This window comes from Cetobacterium sp. 2G large, from assembly GCF_014250655.1.
Classification (GTDB): Bacteria; Fusobacteriota; Fusobacteriia; order Fusobacteriales; family Fusobacteriaceae; genus Cetobacterium_A; species Cetobacterium_A somerae.
On record NZ_JACHTH010000007.1, the window covers coordinates 217,929 to 236,919 of the forward strand.

The following is an 18,991-nucleotide window of genomic DNA, read 5'->3' on the forward strand; positions in this document are numbered from 1 at the left end:
ATGATTCTATGAAAAACATTTGGTTTATTTTTACTATTTACCTTTCTCTATTCTCTACTAATACTTTCAGTAAGGTAGAGAGCCAATTTAAAGACACCCTTGTTATTGCCCAAAGATCTGATGTGAAAACTTTAGATCCTCAAAAAAGTATTGATACTGTTTCAAATAAAGTGATAAACCTTATGTTTGAATCTCTTCTTACTTTAGATGAAAATTTAAATATAACACCACAAATTGCCACAAGTTGGGAGCAAGTTGACGACCTAAATACCATTTTTCATCTAAGAGAAGACATCACTTTTCATAATGGAGAAAACTTAACATCTGAAGACGTAGTATTTTCATTAAACCGAGCTAAATCTTCTGCACAAGTTGGATATAATTTTACACCTATTATAAATGTTCAAGCTATTGATAGGTATACAGTGCAAATAACAACTGATAAACCTTTTGGTGCTATGCTTAAATATTTAAGTAGTGTGGGAGGAGCTATTGTTAGCAAGAAAGCTGTGGATGAGCTAGGATCTAATTTCTCACAAAATCCTATTGGAAGTGGTCCATATAAATTTAAAGAGTGGATTCCAGGAGATAAAATTATCATAGAAGCGTTTAATAATTATTACGGTGAAATTCCTAAAAACAAAACTCTTATTGTTAGAAGTATTCCTGAAGTTACAAATAGAACCATTGCCCTTGAAACTGGCGAAGTTGATATTGCCTTTGATATTGGAATCATGGATAGAGAAACTATTAAAAATAGTAATGATTTGGAATTGCTTGAAGTAGAGGCTCCATCTACTCTTTACCTAGGCTTTGACAATACAAACCCATTATTTCAAAACAAAAAACTTAGAGAAGCTATTGCTTATGCAATTGATAACGAATCTTTAGCTGAATTTGTTTTTAGAGGAGCTGCTCTTTCTGGAGACTCACCTATTCCTCCAGTTATAGATGTTTATAATCCAAATGTTAAAAAGTATCCACAAGACATAACTTTGGCTAAACAACTTATGAAAGAAGCTGGATTTGAAAATGGACTTAGCATTGAACTTTGGACATCAGCACAATCAACATGGATAGATATGTGTACTATTATTCAAGATCAATTAAAAGAGATTGGAATAACTGCTGAAATTAAAATTTTCGAGTGGAGTACATATGTAACTATAACTTCTCAGCCAAACAAAGCTTTATATCTTCTTTCTTGGAACATCTCCTCTGTTGATGGAGATCCTGCTTTATACCCACTTTTCCATTCAAAGGAAAAAGGAATGTCTGGAAATAGAAGTTTTTATGACAATAAAGAGATTGATTCTTTATTGTTAGAAGCTAGAACTACTGTTGATCAAAACAAAAGAAAAGATCTTTATTTTAAAGCACAAGAGATAATTCAAAACGAATTACCACACTATACATTAGTATATCCTCATTATAATTTAGGGGCTAGAAAAGCTGTTAAAAACTTAGTTTTACAAAAGAATGGTTTCACTGACTTAGCAAAAACATACGTATTAAAATAAATTTATTGGGAGGTTTTTATGAAAACAAAGGAGTTGGCTAAAAAATATAAAGATTATGTTATCTCTATGAGAAGGGAGTTTCACAGATTTCCAGAAGCTAGTCTTGAAGAGTATCGAACATCTAAAAGAATTAAAGAGGAGCTTGAAAAATTTGGTATTGCAGCTGAAATTATAGGGGACACTGGGGTAGTTGCAACTATTTCTGGTAAAAATAATGGTAAAACTGTGGCATTAAGAGGTGATATTGATGCTCTGTCCGTAACAGAGGCAACAAACACCTCGTATAGCTCTGAAACTCCTGGACTTATGCATGCATGTGGTCATGACACTCACGCTGCAATGCTTCTAGGAGCTGCTAAAATTTTAAAAAATATGGAAAATGAGCTAAATGGAAATGTTAAACTAATTTTTCAACCAGGAGAGGAAGTCGCTCGTGGAGCTTTAAAAATGGTAAACTGTGGTGTTTTAAACAATGTTGATAATATCTTTGGAATGCATATATCTTCTGACCTCCCAGCTGGAAGTGTTTCGGCTGATGCTGGTCCTAGATGTGCATCTGCTGATATTTTTTCCATAAAAATTACAGGAAAAGGTGGACATGGAGCTCGTCCTGATCAATGTGTCGATGCTGTTGTTGTGGCTTCTGCAATTGTTATGAATCTACAATCTATTGTAAGTAGAGAATTCTCTCCTTTAGAACCTGTGGTTCTTACTGTTGGATCAATTGTTTCTGGAAGCCGTTTCAATGTTATCGCTCAAACTGCGACTTTAGAGGGAACAACTAGATGCTATAACCTTTCAATCAGAGAAAATTTTCCTAAGATAATCGAAAGAATAGCTAAAAGTACTGCTGAAGCATATCGAGCAACTGCTGAAGTTACTTATACTCTTGGTGTTGGACCTACAATTAATAATTCAACATATTCAGATTTAGCTAAAACTTCTGCTAGTAAATTAGTTGGAGAATCTAATGTAATTTATAGACCTCCTTCAACTGGTGGAGAAGACTTTTCAGAATTTTCAAATAGAGTTCCTGGAGTTATGGTAAATCTTGGAGCTAGAAATGAAGAAAAAGGTATTATCTATCCACATCACCATGAAAAGTTTGATGTAGATGAAGATGTTTTTGAAATTGGAAGTGCTTTATATGCTCAATATGCAATTGATTATCTAAATCAGTAAAGAAAAAAAATCCCTTCTTAATTTTATAGAAGGGATTTTAATTTATATCTCTATTTTTTCCTAAATTTGATAGAAACTCATATTTTTTTATAATATCGATTACTTTCTTTTTACTTGGATTATTTTCTAATTTTTCTAGAAATTTATAATTACTAACTAAATCTAGAAAATTAGATAGTGCATCTAAATGCCCGTTTTCGTCTTGAGAAGTAAAAGTTAGCATAGTTTTCACAGGGGTTTCCTCTGGAAAAAGTATATCATTTCTAAAATTCATTAAAACCATCTTACTTTTAAAGACATTTCCATTATTTTTACTATGTGGGAGAGCCACTTTATTACTCATTACCATATAAGGACCAAACTCTTTTACTCTTTCTATTATATTTTCAATATACGTTATATCGCAAATTTCATTTTGAATCATTATCTTTCCAGCCATTCTGATAGCTTCTTCCCAACTTCCACACTCTACATCTAAAATAACCTCTTCTAACATATCTGATAACTTTGGCTCATCTTCATGAATATCATTTATTAAAATCTCATTCATCAATAGAGACAAATCTTTTATCAAGATATTTTCATTTTTTATTACTCCACTTCTTTTAAAAGTTTCTAATAGATCTGATAAAAAAATTCTACTTTTTCTTTTACTTAATCCAATATTTTCAAGTAATACAATATCCTCTTTTGATAATATTGTATTTATAGTTATACAGGGTTTTTTCAGGTCAACTTCATCCATATTGATTGTTCCTACAATAAGATCTATGCTATCTAAACTATAATCTTTTAATCTATAAAATGGAATAACTTCTACAATATTTACTGAAAAATTTTCATTTATTTGCTGCGATAATAACTTTGATGTTCCGTATCCTGAACTACAAACTACTAGTATATTATTTTTTTTGTTTTCAAGTTTATTTACTCTATCTAGAGCAGCTTTAAAATGAATAGCTAAAAAAGCAATTTCATCTTCAGTTATCTCTAAATTTATAAAATTCTTTAATGGTTTGATAGATTTTTTAGTTCCCATAAATATTGGTTTGTATAGTTTTAAAAAATCTTTTAAAATACTATTTTCTAAAATTTGTTTATTTTTTAATCTATGAATAGTTGGTTTCAAGTGATTAATAATTCCTTTTAATAGTACTTTATCTTTTGATAAATCCACACCCATATTTTCAGAAAAAATTTTAATTATTTTTTTAGCTATTATATCAATCTCTATCCAAAATTTATAACTACTATTTTCAGCTGAATAACAATGACTTCCTAAAAAATAATCTGTTAATCGTACCTTTTCATTTAAATTAACTTTTATTTTATATTCCTTCTCTAAAATATCTAAAAATTTATTTATTACTTTATACTCTTTTAACCCTTGAAAAAAAACTTGATTTTCAACTTCCAATATGGATTTTCCTTTTTTTAATCTATCTATCATTATTAAAATATAATAATAAAGATTTGTATATGGTTCATCTGATATTATATGTTTTGTATTATCTATTATTAAATTTAAAAACTTCTCTATTTTTTCTCTATCTATTTCTGCGTAATATTTTTCAATAATATTTGAAAAATAAATCTCTTTTGAATAGGTTAATATAAATTTCAATTGAGCCTTTCTAATATTCTCCTCAGTTCCAGCTAAGATTAAACCTTTTTGTATTTCAATCTCTAATTTCAACTCATTTAATTTTAATTTTTCTTTAACTGCTTTTAAAATATTTTTTACACTAGTTCTACTAACTCCAAGTTCATCTTCTATATTTTTTAAATTTATTCTTTCTAAAAATAAAACTTTAAACAATATAATTTCATCTTTATACTCTGTTAAATCTATACATCTTATAAATTTATCAATTACTATAGGTAAAATATCTAAATTTTTATATTCAACTTGACCTTTTTCCACCTTTTCAATTTGAGGATAGTTGTTACTTTTTAATATTTCATTTATTTTATCTATATCATACCTAATACTTCTTTCATTTATGCATAAAAATTCTGAAAGGAGTTTATAACTGATTTTTCCATTATATTTTATAAAATACTTAAGAATTTCTAGCTCTCTTTTAGTCATCATTACTCCCCCTTTATTTTTTCTAATTTTATCATAATTTCTACATTTTTTCTAATTTTAAAACATATGTGGGCAAAAAAAATCATTTTTTTTTGAAAAAATATGATTCTATTCTTTTTATTTTCAATCTGTTATTATAAAAGAAAAATAAAACTTAGGAGGTTTTTATGAATTTTAGTAATTTAATCGACAAAAATTTAATTGTTTTAGATTTAGATTCTTTAAACAAAAATGAAGTTATTGAAAAATTAGTGGATTTACTTGATGAAAATGGTGCTCTTATCAATAAAAATGAGTTTCTTGAAGCTGTTTTACTTAGAGAAACTAAGTCTCCAACTGGATTAGAGGATGGCTTAGCTATTCCCCACGGAAAGTCTCCTTCTGTTAAAACTCCTAAAATTGCTGCTGCAAGATTAAAAAATAAAATTAAAGATTGGGAGTCTGTTGACGAAAGTAATGAAGTAGACCTTATTTTTTTAATAGCTATTCCTGATGCTGAAAAGGGAACAACACACATTGAAGTTCTTTCAAATCTTACAACTCTTTTCATGGAGGATGGATTTATTGAATCTCTTAGAGACGCTAAAAATAAAGATGAATTTTTAAATATTATTTTAAAAAACGATAAATCAGCACCTTTAAAAACTGAAACTATAAATAAAAAAGAAAAATCATTTGAAAAATCAACTGAGGAGAATAAATCATTTAAGTTTCACTTAAATAAACTAAAAGAACATCTTCTTTTTGGAACTTCACATATGATTCCATTCATTGTTGCTGGAGGAGTTTTACTATCTCTTGCTGTAATGTTATCTGGAAAAGGTGCTGTACCTGAAACTGGATTTTTAAAAGATATGGCTGATATGGGTATAGCTGGACTTACTCTTTTTACAGCTGTTCTTGGTGGATATATTGCTTACTCCATTGCTGATAAACCAGGTTTAGCACCAGGTATGATCGGTTCATGGATAGCAGTTCAAAATTATAAAACTGGATTCTTAGGAGCTATTATCGTTGGATTTATAGCTGGTTTCATTATCAACCTTCTTAAAAAAATCAAGCTTCCTGACAGCATGAAATCTTTGGGATCTATATTTATCTATCCTTTAATTGGAACATTTATAGTTTGTGGTATTGTAATGTGGGGAATAGGTATTCCAATAGCTGCTATGATGACAAGTATGAATACTTGGCTTGCTAGTATGGCTGGTAGTGGTAAAGTTGCTCTTGGAGCTATTCTTGGTGGAATGACAGCCTTTGATATGGGTGGACCTATTAATAAAGTTGCTACACTTTTTGCTCAAACTCAAGTTGATACACAACCTTGGTTAATGGGTGGAGTTGGAATAGCGATTTGTACTCCACCTCTTGGAATGGCTTTAGCTACTTTCTTATCTCCTAAAAAATATACAAAAGATGAAAAAGAAGCTGGAAAAGCTGCTGCTATAATGGGATTAATTGGAATTAGTGAAGGGGCAATTCCTTTTGCTGCTGCTGATCCTATGAGAGTTTTACCTGCTATAGTTGCTGGTGGAATTGTTGGAAATATTATTGGATTTTTAATGAACTGTATCAATCACGCTCCTTGGGGAGGATGGATTGTTTTACCAGTAGTTGAAGGGAAGTTTGGGTATATCCTTGGAACTATTTTAGGAGCATTAACTACAGCTTTAATTGTTAATACTTTAAAACCTGTCGCTCCTGAAACTTTAGAAGAAGAGATGGAAGAGTTAAATTATGAGGGTGTAGTGGATGAAGGTGAAGCTGATGTTTTAGCTATAACATCTTGTCCATCTGGAGTTGCTCATACATTCTTAGCTGCTAAAGCTTTAGAAAAAACAGCTGCTAAGATAGGTATTAAAATAAAAGTTGAAACTCAAGGAGCTAACGGTATTGTAAACAGAATTACTCAAAAAGATATAGAAAATGCTAAAGTTGTAATCTTTGCACATGACGTAGCTATAAAAGAACCTCAAAGATTTAAAAATATAAAAACATTGGATGTTAAAACAAAAGTAGCAATTCAAGACCCTAAAAAATTAATTGAAGATAGTTTAAATATTTAATTTAAAAGAAGCCAACTAGAAAAAATTTTAGTTGGCTTCTTTATATTTTATATATTATTCTTTTCTAAAGATACTTGATCGTTTTCATTCACATTATTTTTAACTGATGATCTAGATTTCATTATTATAAAAACTCCACCAGCTGCAAGAGTAAAGTATACAACATTAATTACTGTTAAAGAATTTCCACCTGCTAATCCAACTTTTGATAAAATCGTATATACATATGCTAATCCTAACATTAAAATATATGATACTGGAATAGCATATTTCCAATTTGATAAATCTACATGAGATTTATTTTCTTTTGGTAGCTCATAAGGAATCTTTCTTTTCATAAAACTACCTAATATAACCATAAGAATTATATCAAATACAAATAATCCACCCATTACATGAACAAAGTTAAGATTTATTTTAAATATCCAAACTAAAGAAAAATACAGTGTTACATGAGCTATTACTGTTATTCTTGCTGCTAAACCATTTATTGTTTTGTTTAAAAAACCAACTGCTACAAGAGCTATTATAGGAATATTAAAGAATCCAGCAAATCTTTTTAAAAGTAAAAATAATCCATCTGATCCAGATTGTAACATAGGAGCAATAATCATTGATATAATAGCTATTACTGTTCCTGATATTTTAGCAACTCTTATTAAATCATCATCTGAAATATTCTTTTTAAATATAGGTTTATAAAAATCATAGCAGAATAAAGTTGCTGCACTATTTAAGAAAGAATTAAAAGTACTTAATATTGCCCCAAATAAACATGCCGTAAAAAATCCTAATAGTGGCTTTGGTAAAACTTCTCTTACAAGAGTTGGGTATGCTAGATCAATATTATTTAAAGAGTTTCCAAATATATGAAACGATACTAACCCTGGTAAATTTAACATAAATGGTAGTGTTAATAAAAATACTCCTGCTATCAAAATACCTTTTTGTCCTTCAGCTAAACTTTTTGCTCCTAAAGCTCTTTGAATAATTGCTTGATTTGTAGCCCAGTAAAAAAAGTTAACAATCATTATTCCCGTGAAAATAGTCGTCCAAGGAACTGGATCAGTTGCTGCTCCCCAAGCGTTTAATTTATCATAGTGAGTTGTTGTTATTTTAGTAACTCCATCTAAAATACTTCCATCTCCTAAGTATTTTAAAGCAAAGAATGGAATCATTGCTCCACCTATAATTAAAGCTAATCCATTTAATGTATCTGACACTGCTACCGCTTTTAAACCACCAAATATAGCATATATTCCTCCAATTATTCCTATTAGCCATACAATAACCCAAATAGACATATTAAAGCTTATATTAAAAAGACCTGGAATATCAAACATCTGTGAAAAAGCTATTGCTCCTGAATATAATGCTCCCGGAATTAAAATAAATGTATAACCAACCATAAAAAGAAATGACATCATCTGTCTTGTTTGTCTATCATACCTAGCTTCAAAAAATTCTGGAATTGTTGTAAATCCACCTTTTAAATATCTTGGTAAAAGATAAAGTGCTAAAACACATAGCGGAATAACTGATTGAACAGTCCATGCCATAATTGAAAAGTTACTAACATAAGCTGACGCATTTGTTCCTATTAGTTGCTCTGTTGATAAACTTGTTAAAACCATTGAAAATCCAATAACTACTCCTGACAGTCCCCTACCTGCCAAAAAATATCCTTGTGCTGAGTGTTCTTCATCCTTAGTTTTTAAATAAGATATGAAACCGATTAATGCTGTGACAAATACAAAACTTAAAATTGTCATTAACATACTTACACCTCCCATTTTTTATTACTTTATTTATACATTCTTTTTGAAAAACAAACAATATCTTAATTTTAACCACTATTTTTTTATAAAAAATGTAATACTCCAAACTTCATATTAAATAGATACTTCTTATAAAGTTGTTATATTTGTTATGTTTATAAAAGACAAATAATTCTTGAAAAAAAATCATTTATATGATAAAAAATGAGCATAACAAATAATACAAATTTTAATGCTCGAGGTGAGTAAAATAAAGAAAAATAACAGTCATTATGAAAAAATTTATAAAGAGCTAAAAAAAAGCATCGAAAAGGGAAAAATAAAAGAGTTTGAAAAACTTCCTACTGAGATGCAATTATGTGAAAATTACGACGTAAGTAGAATCACTATTCGTAAAGCTCTCGAAAAACTTGAGCAAGATAATCTTATACAAAAGATTAGAGGAAAAGGAACATTTGTTACACCAATGCCTATCGTTCAAAATAAGTCAGGTTTAAATAAACTTTTTGATGATATAAAAAAATCTGGTAAAACACCATACTCCAAAATTTTGTCTATTGGAATTTTTTCTCCAACAGAGGAAATACAAGAGCAAATGGAGATTACAACTGAAAATGTTCTTATCATTGAATGGGTTAGATATGCTGATAATGAACCTATACTTTATGAAAAAATACATTTTTTAGCTGAAAAACTTCCTGGATTAGAAAAAATGGATTTATCTGATAAAAAACTTTATGATATTTTAGAAAAAAAATATGGAATAGTTTTTGAAAAAGGAATTGAAAAGTTTAGACCTTGTATATTAAATGATGATTTACAAAAACTTATGAAAATCAAAAATTGCAATTTAGGTATGGAAATTGAAAAAAAACTATGGTTCAATAATAAAATTTTTGAATATACTTTAGCATACATAAGAGGGGATAGATTTATATATACGACAGAATATAAAAAATAAGTTTAAAGGAGTAGTAAATGGAAAATATAGCAATTATTTTATTAGATCAAATTCGTACTGATATGTTAGGGTGTTATGGACATAATATTGTTAAAACTCCTAATATGGATAAGTTAGCTGATGAGGGAGTTATTTTTGATAGAGCATATACTCCTGCCTCTGTTTGTTGTCCAGCAAGAACATCACTTTTCACAGGGCAAATGCCAACAAATCATAAAATAATTAGAAATGTTGAAAAAGCTGAGGTACAAGATCCTAGCTTAAATAATCCAAATATAATTTCAGACTTAAAAGACCATAAAAAAATATATATTGGAAAGTGGCATGTTGGAGGAAATATTTTACCTAAAGATTTTGGATTTATTGGTCATAATTTCGATGGATATGGATATCCTGGAAGTAATGTTTATGAAAACATGGTTTTTGACCAAGGACCTAAAAAAGAGGATAGATATGTAAAATGGTTAGAAGAAAAAGGATTTGAAACGCCTAAAGTTACAGATGAATATTTCGGAGAAAACCCTCATCTTAGAGTTCAAGAACTTTGTGGAAAACTTCATTGTCCTAAAGAAGCCACTCTACCATTCTTTGTAATTGACGAAGCTAAAAAAGAGATTTTACAAGCTAAAAAAGAAGGAAGACCATTTTTTATTTGGATGAACTTCTGGGGACCTCACACTCCATGTGTAGTTCCAGAACCTTATTACTCTATGTATAATCCTAATGATGTAATCCTTGATAAAAGTTTCTATGAACCTTTAAAAAACAAACCAAACCACTATAAAAACATCTCTCAAATGTGGGGAATGTGGGATGCTAGTGAAGATAGATGGAAAGAGGTTATAACTAAATTCTGGGGATATATAACTCTTATTGATGATGCTCTTGGGGAGTTCTTCCAATTCCTAAAAAATGAAGGACTTTATGATGATATATTTTTGACAGTTACTGCTGATCACGGAGATGCTATGGGAGCTCATAAGATGATTGAAAAAGGGGAGTTTATGTTTGAAACTACCTATAGAATTCCAATGATTATAAAAGATCCTAAATCTCCTAGAAAGGGAGAGAGAGAAAATGCCATGGTTTATTTACATGATTTAACTCCTTCATGTAGTGATCTTATCAATGGTAATTATTCTGATTTCTTCGATGGAAAATCTCTTCTTCCATTACTAAGAAACGAAGCATATGATAAAAGAAATGGAATTTTAGGACAACTTTCTGGTCACTTCGTATCTTTTGAACAAAGAATGTGGAGAAATGAAAGATATAAAATTGTTTTTAATGCAACTGATCTTTGTGAGCTTTATGATTTAGAAAAAGATCCTGAAGAGATTAATAACCTATTCTATGATGAGCAATTTAAAGATCTTAAAAAACAAATGTTAAAAGAACTTTATTGTGAAATGGTTGAAATTAAAGATCCCCTAGCAAATTGGCTTTATAGAATCATTAACTATCTATAAAATAATTTTTAGAAGAGTTTTTTTAAACTCTTCTATTTTTTTATTTAAAAATATATTGATTTTCAAAATATTTTATTATATAATCATATCAACAATAATTAAGGAGGTTTATTTATGAATATTGGTGTATTTTATGGAAGTACTACTGGAGTTACTGAACAAGTTGCTGAAAAATTAGGAAGTTTATTAGATGCAAAAGTATTTCACGCAGGTGATATCGAAAAGATTTTAGAATTTGATACTGCTATATTAGCAACATCTACTTGGGGAATAGGAGATATACAAGATGATTGGATTGGACCTTTGGAAAAATTAAAAAGCTTAAATTTAACTGGAAAAAAAATTGGAATTGTTGGAGTTGGAGATCAAGAAGCTTTCTCTTCTAGTTTTGTTAATGGAATGAGGGATTTATATGTTGCTGCAACTGAGGCTAACGCAACTATTGTTGGATCAACTTCAACTGATGGATACTCTTTTGATGAATCGACAGCTATTGAAAATGGTAAGTTTATTGGTTTAGTTATTGATGAATCAAATCAAAGTAATTTAACAGATGAGAGAATTGAAAAGTGGGTTGTTAATTTTAAATAATTTATGGGGAGTGATTATATGTCAAAAAATAGATTTATCGAACTTTTGAATAAAGAAGAATCTTCTGTAACAGATGATGAAAAAAATGAACTTCAAGAGTTTTTAAAAGAGATGAAAAAAAGTAGTTTTAAAGGGGCAAGTAATTAATATAAAATGGCGTGAATATCCACGCCATTTCTGTATTATTCTCCAAAATAAATTTTCAATAAAAGTTTTATATAATCCTCATCAGTCAATCTATTGGGATTATACTCTGTGCATATATCTCCTTTTATATCTTCTAATATCTCTGGAATTTTAATTTTAAACTCTTCAAAGTTTATACCTAAATCTTTCAAAGATTTTTCTATTCCTAAATTTTCCTTTAGTTTTTTTACAAATCCATTAAATAGATTTTTTCCATTTTCGTCATCAGTTGGATTAAAATCTAAAAGCTTTGCAAGTTCACTATATTTCTTCCAAGCTTTTGTATTAACTTCAATTATATATGGCATTATTATAGCGTTAGCTCTTCCATGAGATATATGAAACTTTGCTCCAATAGAGTGTGCTACACTATGGTTAATACCTAATGATGAGTTATTAAAAGCTATCCCAGCCATACAAGAAGCATACTGCACATTTTCTCTTGGAAGCAGTAACTGTGGATTGTTAAAGTGATTTACTAAATTCTCTTTAATAATTTTTATGGCTTCTTTAGCTGATGAATCTGTAAATGGTGTTGCTATTGTAGAAACATAAGCCTCTAGTGCATGAGTTAAAACATCCATACCCGTATCTGCAATTATCTTAGATGGAAGTGTTTTCATAAACTCTGGATTTAATATTGCTAAATCTGGTAACATCTCCTCATTAGCCAGTGCAATTTTTTTATCCCCTTTAGTTATAACACTATATGATGTCACTTCTGATCCTGTTCCACTTGTTGTTGGTATTGCAATAAAGTATGGCTTCTCTCTTTTTATTTTCAGCTCATCTTCTATTTTCAAATTAAAATATAAAATACCTTTACAAGCATCTATTGGCGAACCACCACCTAAACCAATTACACACTGAGGAGAAAAATAAACAATCTCTTTTAATCCTCTTTCAACTATTTCTACTGTTGGATTAGGAGTTACATCTTTAAATATTTTTATTTTTGAATCTTTAGGTAATTTTTCTAAAATTTTATCCACTATTTTTAAATCTACCATAGCTTTATCTGTTACTATAAGGTAACTTGAATATTTTAATGTTTTTAAACAGTCTAAAGAATCTTCACCTGATTTTATTTTTGGTTTTATGAAATATTCTCTCATAACCCCACCTACTTCTGTTCCATCCAGTTAGCTGGATAGACAACATAGATAAACTTAGCATATTCTGTAGCTTTAAACTTTATACTTGATCCCTTTGGAATTAAAAGGACATCTCCTTTTTCACCTGTAATTGTTCTTCCATCTATTACAATTTCTAATTTACCCTCTATTACATAATCAATCTCATCATAATTTAATGTCCAATCGAAAGTACTTTTTGTCATCTCCATCATACCCGCACCAATTCTAGGGCTTTCTTCTAAAGAGAATAAATCTGTTACATAAACTTGATCTTGAGGATTTCCTGTATCAAACTTAACTTTTTCTATCTTTTCAGCTTTTACAACAGCCACACCAGATGGATCTACATACTTTATACTTTTTTCTCCTCTTAACTCTTTCTCTATAACTTTTCTAATTATTTTTTCTAGTTCTAACTCATCTATATTTATCATTTTGCTTCACCCTCTATATTTCTGAACATAAATTTTGCTAAAATAACTGCTGTTACTCCACCAACTAACTTTCCAACAACCATTGGGAATATCATTTGCGAATCTACTCCTGCAGTAAATCCTAAGTGATCTCCAAATACGAAAGCCGCACTTACAGCAAATGCTACGTTTATTACTTTACCTTTTTTATCCATCTCTTTCATTAATCCAAACATTGGGATATTGTTAGCAAGTGTTGCTACTAATCCTGCTGCTGCTTTTTCATTCATTCCCAATGATTCTCCAAGTTTTGTAAGTGGCTTATTTAAAACTTTAGTTAAGAATAATACTAACGGGAATGCACCAGCTAATGTAATTGCAATGCTTCCTACAATTTCAATACCATCTGTTATTGGAGCCATTCCTGGGATAACAACAATTCCTGTTAATGTTTCAATTATTGATGCAGCTAATCCAATTGTTATAACGATGACTACTCCTTTTCCAAAAATTGTGAATCCACTAGTCATCTTTTCAGGCATTTTCCAAAGACCTAAAGATATTAATGCTGAGAAGATTATTATTGGAAGTATATTTGAAAGTACTAACTCTAATGAGAATCCTGCTGTTAATCCACCAGCTAAACAACCAATTGGAATTGTAATCATACCTGCTAATATACCTTTTGCTAAGTATGGTCTATCCTCTTTTTCAATTATTCCAAGTGCTACTGGAATTGTGAAAACAAGAGTTGGACCCATCATTGCCCCTAGTATTAGCCCTGCAAATTTTCCAGCTTCAGGTGAAAGTGCTAGCTCCATTGCTAGTGGATATCCACCCATATCATTTGCCAATAATGTCGTAGCAAACATTGCTGGGTCTGCCCCAAGCATTGTATAAGCTGGAGAAATTATTGGACGAAGTATCTTGGCTAATACTGGAGCAAGTGATATTACTCCAACCATTGCTAGAGCTAGAGCACCCATTGCCATAATTCCCTCTTCAAACTTCTCACCATAACCAAATTTATTTCCCAAACACTTATCAATTGCTCCAATTACCATAAATAAAACCATTATATAAATGATAATCTCATTAATACCCATTATTTATACCCCCTTTAACTTTTTTTAAGACTTCACCGATTACTCTTTCATCTGATATATTAAAGTCTTTAGTCAAAATCAGTTTGATTCTTTCTTCTAAACTTTTGCAACTATCAGATACATATCTAATTTTTACCCCTTTATTTTTTAAATAATCATTTACTTTAGGAAGAAGAATCATATATTTTGACATATTTAATTCATCTCCTACTATAAACTCCTCTACATTTTCCAAGGTAATAAGTTTCTTTTTCATCTATTCACCTTCCTCAAATCCATCTATAATACCAATTGTTACTGCATCAATTGGTATACTTTCATTTTCTAAAACTTTTCTTGCTCCACTTCCTTTTGTTATAAGAACCATATCTCCTGTTCCAGCCCCAATATAATCACATACAACTATTTTTTCTCCGTTTTCAAGTTGAGCTATCATAAATTTCAAACCATTTAAAGACTCATCTTTTCTTGTTGCCCAAACATTTCCAATAATCTTTCCTATAACCATAAAATCACCCTTTTTTTATTTCTAAAGCTGAATTTTTTAAATATTCTTTGGCTGAGTCTGTTATAAAGATTTTATCTGAAATAACTATTTCATCTGCTGCTTCTCTTTCAATCTCTTTAACATCCTTTAAAGTCATCACTTTTTTATCAAAATATTTTTTCCTTTTAGTATTATCCAAATAATCAAGAACTTCCATTTTTTTAATAATTTTTATCCCCATATCTTTCAGTTCTTTTTCATAACTTAAATACTTATCGGCTATTTTTTTAACTTCACAACTGTAACTTCGCCAAGATATTCCCTCCTCTATTAAATATATATATTTATTTTTTAATAGAGATTTTATTATCAACTCTGTTTTTGGATTTATATATGTTGCATTTGAAATGGAAAATAACTCATCAATTTCCAATGAAAAAACTACTATTTTATCGCTTTCATCTGAAATCTCAAATCTTTTTTTTAACTCCTCTTTAAGTATTAAATCCTCTCCTAAAAGAGTTATTTTTTCTTTTATGTTTTGTTCTTGTGAACTATTTTTTTCTCTTATATACTTCTCTATCTCTTTTCTTATAATATCTAATAAATCATTTTCATTCATAAATCTCTCCATAAGAGTCTTTAGTTAAAAAACAAGCATTGGCTTCATCATAGTCTATATGCATATTTAGAGAAAATCTATTATTCACTCTCACAACAACATCTTCAAAAATCATTGGTCTTAAACTACCACAAATTTTTACTTTTACCTTATCCTTATCTTTTAAGTTTAACCTTCTTGAGTCTTCTTCTGTCATATGAATATGATTTTTAGCTACTATTACTCCCTCTTTTAACTTTAAGTATCTATCACCATTTGTTATTAAAATTCCTGGAGTATCCTTTGTACTTCCTGATTCTCTTAAAATAGGAGTTACACCTAAAGTTCTAGCATCTGTTAATGAAAGTTCAATTTGAGTACTTCCCCTAAATGGTCCTAAAACTATTACTCCTTCAATTACTCCTTTTGGACCAACTAGTCTAACTCTTTCCTTACAAGCATATTGTCCAGGTTGAGATAGATCTTTCACTTTATTAAATTGATATCTCTCTCCAAATAAAACCTCTGCATCCTCCTCTGAAAGGTGAATATGCCTACCTGAAGCTTCTATTGGAATTCTTTTCATATTTTTATACTCTTTTTGATTCAACTCTTTTTCTACAGCATCCTTTACTAATTTTACAATCTCATCGATTTCCATACTCTCCTGTCACCCCTCTTAACATCATTATATAGATAGCACTACTTAATCTATTTAGTGCTAATAGGATGTCTCTTCTTTCGATTGTTCCATTCTCTTTAACAAAAGCTTCTACACCTTTAATCTCTAACTCTCTAGATAGTGCTCTCATCTCATTTAATTTTATAACTGGATAACTATCCTTTGAACATATTCCAAAGAGATGCTCTCTATTAAAATATTTTTTAGGATTATGAGAGATATCTCTAATCTCATCTAAACTTTTTTCTAAAACCTTTATATCAACTAATGCCTCTCCTATAACCTCTGAAACTAAAATGTTTTTTATAAATTTTTCAATACTTTCTAAATCTTTTTGGAGTTTAACATTTTTAATCTCTTCTAAATCTTTCATTAAAACTAGCCAACGACTTTGAAAAGAATCTATTACACCTCTAAAAATTATCCTTTTATCATCTTTTTTTACTAAAACATTTCCATATATTTGAGTCATATACTCTGGTTTTTCAACGTAAAGCTCTCCTAATATTCCTTTGTACTTAGGTTTTGATTCTTCATTTCTTATCTCTTTAAACTCTCTAGCCTCTTCGGTTTTTCCAGCTATTTTATCAACTACTTTTATATCTTTATCTATTAAAAATTGTCTTGCTGAAGGAGTTAAAATTGTTCCTTTTTCTAAAGAAATCTCTTTCATATTTTCATCTTTTTTATAAAGAGATCTTAATTTTTCCTCTGTTAGAACCATAAGTACCTCTCCTATCTATTTAATATATCTGCTACTATTTTCTTTACCATCTCTTCTAATTTATCTTGTGATGTTTCACAGCTTTTCTTTTCCCCTTTTATATCCTCTAGCTCTCTAACTCCCCAAGCCACTCTTCTTATATTTATAAGATTTAATGGTGTTATATTATCAGAAGTTGAACTTCCTCCAACTGCACCACATCCTAGAGTTAGTGCTGGAGCAAGATTAGTTGTTCCACCAATTCCACCTAAAGCACCTGGTGTATTAACTAAAAGTCTTGAAACTGGTTTTTTTAGAGCAAACTCTCTTATAACCATCTCATTCTCAGAGTGAATAACCATAGTATGTCCTTTTCCTTCTACATTTAATATCTCAATAGATCTTTCACACGCTTCTTCCCAACTATTTTCAACATAAAATGCTAAAATTGGAGCTAATTTCTCTCTAGAGTATGGATTTCTTTTTGAAACTTCACACTCTTCTGAAATTAAAACTTTAGTGTCACATGGAACATTTATTCCTGCCATCTGTGCTAATCTTAAAGCATTTTTACCTACAATTTGTGGATTCATAGTTCCATTACTTCTTAAAATGAAATTAGCAAGTTTTTTAGATTCTTCTGGATTTAAGAAATATCCACCTTGAGCTAATAACTCCTCTTTCACCTGTTCTCTTATCACTTTTTCTACAATTATAGATTGCTCAGAAGCACATATAACACCATTATCAAAAGTTTTACTATCTATAATTCTTTTCACAGCTAATTTTATATTTGCACTTTTCTCTATAAATGCTGGTCCATTTCCTGGTCCAACTCCTATTGCTGGATTCCCTGAACTATATGCAGCTTTTACCATAGCTTCTCCACCAGTAGCTAAAATCAGTGCTGTATCCTCATGTTTCATTAGCTCCTCTGTTGCATCCATAGTTACTGTTTTTACTACACCTATTAATCCTTCAGGTGCTCCAGCTTTTTCTGCAATCTCTATCAATAGATTAGCTGTTTCAATTATACAATTTTTAGCATTTGGATGAGGACTTACAATTATTCCATTTCCAGCTTTTAATGATATTAATGTTTTATAAATTGTTGTAGATGTTGGATTTGTCGATGGAATTAATCCAGCTATAACACCTAAAGGAACACCAATCTCTAAAACTCCATTTTCATTTTTTAACTCACCAATAGTTTTCATATTTTTTATATACTCATATACATATTCTGAAGCGAACTTATTTTTTAGAACTTTATCTTGCCAATTTCCAAAACCAGTTTCTTCAACAGCCATCTTAGCTAATTTTTCACTGTACCCTTTTATTCCCTCTACCATAGAACATATAATACTATCTATTTTCTCTTGAGAAAATGTAGCATATATTTTCTGAGCTTCCTTTGATTTTCTTATTAAATCTCTTACCTCTTGTCTTGACATCAAATCTCTATCCATTTTGCCTCCCTATTAAAACTTAAATATAATCAAGTATGTTTTCAACTGGGTTATTTATTTTACTAATATCCATATATTTATAAGATGATCCTGTAACTAAAACTATTGCCTCATCTATAGAACTCGTTTCTCCTCCTACAACAAAATAACATTTTCCTGCTAGTGTCCATCCTAAAACTAATTTAACTATATCTACATCAACACTTTTAATCACATGATCTAAAACTTTAACACCATCAGCTATATTCAAAAATTCAACTACACCTATTGCTTTAAATTTTTTATCTTCTCTTTTTCTATTTAATGCTTCTAAAAGCTTTTCACTTACTCCAGAGATAACTTGTTTACAACGTTCCCCTGTTAAATCTTTTAATCCATCTTTAACTGAAGAGTTATCTCCATAAACTATAAAATAATATTTTCCAGGACAAGTTACTCCAGCCTTATATATTTTTAATTCATTAAATTTTATAATTTTATCTAATTCCTCAATTCCCTTTGGAATACTATTGAATTCAACTATACCTAACGCTTTCATCTCTTCTCCTT

At 29.6% G+C, this 18,991-nt stretch carries 19 protein-coding genes; 7 read left to right on the forward strand and 12 right to left on the reverse strand.

Going from position 1 to position 18,991, the window contains the following annotated elements:
* The first annotated feature begins 8 nt into the window (after positions 1-8).
* A complete protein-coding gene (locus H5J23_RS11665; protein WP_185892368.1) occupies positions 9-1,520 on the forward strand; it encodes an ABC transporter substrate-binding protein in 1,512 nt (503 codons plus the stop codon).
* An 18-nt stretch (positions 1,521-1,538) separates the two neighbouring features.
* Positions 1,539-2,702: an amidohydrolase gene (locus tag H5J23_RS11670; protein WP_023050595.1), complete on the forward strand. Its 1,164-nt coding sequence runs from the start codon at positions 1,539-1,541 to the stop codon at positions 2,700-2,702.
* Between the two features lie 37 nt (positions 2,703-2,739).
* On the opposite strand, the gene H5J23_RS11675 is transcribed toward H5J23_RS11670, so the two are convergent.
* The gene (locus tag H5J23_RS11675; protein ID WP_185892370.1) at positions 2,740-4,797 is read right to left on the reverse strand and encodes a BglG family transcription antiterminator; all 2,058 of its coding nucleotides are present in this window, start codon (positions 4,795-4,797) and stop codon (positions 2,740-2,742) included.
* A 164-nt stretch (positions 4,798-4,961) separates the two neighbouring features.
* Here H5J23_RS11675 and H5J23_RS11680 point away from each other — a divergent pair, with 164 nt between their 5' ends.
* On the forward strand, positions 4,962-6,860 hold the full coding sequence (locus H5J23_RS11680; RefSeq protein ID WP_185892372.1) for a PTS fructose transporter subunit EIIC: 1,899 nt from the start codon (positions 4,962-4,964) through the stop codon (positions 6,858-6,860).
* A 47-nt stretch (positions 6,861-6,907) separates the two neighbouring features.
* Here the strand turns inward: H5J23_RS11680 and H5J23_RS11685 are convergent, their stop codons facing one another.
* Complete coding sequence (locus H5J23_RS11685; RefSeq protein ID WP_185892375.1) at positions 6,908-8,638, reverse strand: solute:sodium symporter family transporter; 1,731 nt, start codon at positions 8,636-8,638, stop codon at positions 6,908-6,910.
* 241 nt (positions 8,639-8,879) lie between these two features.
* Here H5J23_RS11685 and H5J23_RS11690 point away from each other — a divergent pair, with 241 nt between their 5' ends.
* The 4 genes from H5J23_RS11690 to H5J23_RS14230 all read left to right on the forward strand — a co-directional run bounded on the left by H5J23_RS11690 (position 8,880) and on the right by H5J23_RS14230 (position 11,806).
* Positions 8,880-9,599, forward strand: a complete 720-nt coding sequence (locus H5J23_RS11690) for a GntR family transcriptional regulator (RefSeq protein WP_185892377.1) — start codon at positions 8,880-8,882, stop codon at positions 9,597-9,599.
* Between the two features lie 17 nt (positions 9,600-9,616).
* A complete protein-coding gene (locus H5J23_RS11695) occupies positions 9,617-11,068 on the forward strand; it encodes a sulfatase-like hydrolase/transferase (RefSeq protein WP_185892378.1) in 1,452 nt (483 codons plus the stop codon).
* Between the two features lie 114 nt (positions 11,069-11,182).
* Entirely contained in the window at positions 11,183-11,659 is a 477-nt protein-coding gene (locus H5J23_RS11700) for a flavodoxin (protein WP_185892380.1), read from the forward strand.
* Between the two features lie 18 nt (positions 11,660-11,677).
* Positions 11,678-11,806, forward strand: coding sequence for a hypothetical protein (locus tag H5J23_RS14230; RefSeq protein WP_255494416.1), 129 nt, complete (start codon positions 11,678-11,680; stop codon positions 11,804-11,806).
* 35 nt (positions 11,807-11,841) lie between these two features.
* Here the strand turns inward: H5J23_RS14230 and H5J23_RS11705 are convergent, their stop codons facing one another.
* The 10 genes from H5J23_RS11705 to H5J23_RS11750 are packed head-to-tail and all read right to left on the reverse strand — an operon-like array spanning position 11,842 to position 18,980.
* On the reverse strand, positions 11,842-12,960 hold the full coding sequence (locus H5J23_RS11705; protein WP_185892381.1) for a 1-propanol dehydrogenase PduQ: 1,119 nt from the start codon (positions 12,958-12,960) through the stop codon (positions 11,842-11,844).
* Between the two features lie 8 nt (positions 12,961-12,968).
* Complete coding sequence (locus H5J23_RS11710) at positions 12,969-13,415, reverse strand: cupin domain-containing protein (protein WP_023050586.1); 447 nt, start codon at positions 13,413-13,415, stop codon at positions 12,969-12,971.
* Positions 13,412-14,500, reverse strand: coding sequence for an ethanolamine utilization protein EutH (eutH, locus tag H5J23_RS11715; RefSeq protein WP_023050585.1), 1,089 nt, complete (start codon positions 14,498-14,500; stop codon positions 13,412-13,414). Before eutH ends, H5J23_RS11710 begins: the two co-directional genes overlap by 4 nt.
* Positions 14,490-14,756, reverse strand: a complete 267-nt coding sequence (locus tag H5J23_RS11720) for a hypothetical protein (RefSeq protein WP_185892383.1) — start codon at positions 14,754-14,756, stop codon at positions 14,490-14,492. Before H5J23_RS11720 ends, eutH begins: the two co-directional genes overlap by 11 nt.
* Positions 14,757-15,008, reverse strand: coding sequence for a EutN/CcmL family microcompartment protein (locus H5J23_RS11725; protein ID WP_023050583.1), 252 nt, complete (start codon positions 15,006-15,008; stop codon positions 14,757-14,759).
* 4 nt (positions 15,009-15,012) lie between these two features.
* The gene (locus H5J23_RS11730; RefSeq protein WP_185892385.1) at positions 15,013-15,609 is read right to left on the reverse strand and encodes a hypothetical protein; all 597 of its coding nucleotides are present in this window, start codon (positions 15,607-15,609) and stop codon (positions 15,013-15,015) included.
* The gene (pduL, locus tag H5J23_RS11735; protein ID WP_023050581.1) at positions 15,602-16,249 is read right to left on the reverse strand and encodes a phosphate propanoyltransferase; all 648 of its coding nucleotides are present in this window, start codon (positions 16,247-16,249) and stop codon (positions 15,602-15,604) included. Before pduL ends, H5J23_RS11730 begins: the two co-directional genes overlap by 8 nt.
* Positions 16,236-16,994, reverse strand: coding sequence for a hypothetical protein (locus H5J23_RS11740; RefSeq protein WP_185892386.1), 759 nt, complete (start codon positions 16,992-16,994; stop codon positions 16,236-16,238). Before H5J23_RS11740 ends, pduL begins: the two co-directional genes overlap by 14 nt.
* An 11-nt stretch (positions 16,995-17,005) precedes the next feature.
* Entirely contained in the window at positions 17,006-18,442 is a 1,437-nt protein-coding gene (locus H5J23_RS11745; protein ID WP_185892388.1) for an acetaldehyde dehydrogenase (acetylating), read from the reverse strand.
* Between the two features lie 19 nt (positions 18,443-18,461).
* Positions 18,462-18,980, reverse strand: a complete 519-nt coding sequence (locus tag H5J23_RS11750) for a BMC domain-containing protein (RefSeq protein WP_170207986.1) — start codon at positions 18,978-18,980, stop codon at positions 18,462-18,464.
* Positions 18,981-18,991: the final 11 nt, after the last annotated feature.

Coding starts and splice junctions, on each gene's coding strand:
- H5J23_RS11750 (WP_170207986.1), bottom strand. CDS start 18,980: ATGAAAGCGTTAGGTATAGTTGAATTCAATAGTATTCCAAAGGGAATT.
- H5J23_RS11670 (WP_023050595.1), top strand. CDS start 1,539: ATGAAAACAAAGGAGTTGGCTAAAAAATATAAAGATTATGTTATCTCT.
- H5J23_RS11730 (WP_185892385.1), bottom strand. CDS start 15,609: ATGAATGAAAATGATTTATTAGATATTATAAGAAAAGAGATAGAGAAG.
- eutH (WP_023050585.1), bottom strand. CDS start 14,500: ATGGGTATTAATGAGATTATCATTTATATAATGGTTTTATTTATGGTA.
- H5J23_RS11695 (WP_185892378.1), top strand. CDS start 9,617: ATGGAAAATATAGCAATTATTTTATTAGATCAAATTCGTACTGATATG.
- H5J23_RS11745 (WP_185892388.1), bottom strand. CDS start 18,442: ATGGATAGAGATTTGATGTCAAGACAAGAGGTAAGAGATTTAATAAGA.
- pduL (WP_023050581.1), bottom strand. CDS start 16,249: ATGGAAATCGATGAGATTGTAAAATTAGTAAAGGATGCTGTAGAAAAA.
- H5J23_RS11740 (WP_185892386.1), bottom strand. CDS start 16,994: ATGGTTCTAACAGAGGAAAAATTAAGATCTCTTTATAAAAAAGATGAA.
- H5J23_RS11680 (WP_185892372.1), top strand. CDS start 4,962: ATGAATTTTAGTAATTTAATCGACAAAAATTTAATTGTTTTAGATTTA.
- H5J23_RS14230 (WP_255494416.1), top strand. CDS start 11,678: ATGTCAAAAAATAGATTTATCGAACTTTTGAATAAAGAAGAATCTTCT.
- H5J23_RS11700 (WP_185892380.1), top strand. CDS start 11,183: ATGAATATTGGTGTATTTTATGGAAGTACTACTGGAGTTACTGAACAA.
- H5J23_RS11720 (WP_185892383.1), bottom strand. CDS start 14,756: ATGAAAAAGAAACTTATTACCTTGGAAAATGTAGAGGAGTTTATAGTA.
- H5J23_RS11685 (WP_185892375.1), bottom strand. CDS start 8,638: ATGTTAATGACAATTTTAAGTTTTGTATTTGTCACAGCATTAATCGGT.
- H5J23_RS11665 (WP_185892368.1), top strand. CDS start 9: ATGAAAAACATTTGGTTTATTTTTACTATTTACCTTTCTCTATTCTCT.
- H5J23_RS11710 (WP_023050586.1), bottom strand. CDS start 13,415: ATGATAAATATAGATGAGTTAGAACTAGAAAAAATAATTAGAAAAGTT.
- H5J23_RS11675 (WP_185892370.1), bottom strand. CDS start 4,797: ATGATGACTAAAAGAGAGCTAGAAATTCTTAAGTATTTTATAAAATAT.
- H5J23_RS11705 (WP_185892381.1), bottom strand. CDS start 12,960: ATGAGAGAATATTTCATAAAACCAAAAATAAAATCAGGTGAAGATTCT.
- H5J23_RS11725 (WP_023050583.1), bottom strand. CDS start 15,008: ATGGTTATAGGAAAGATTATTGGAAATGTTTGGGCAACAAGAAAAGAT.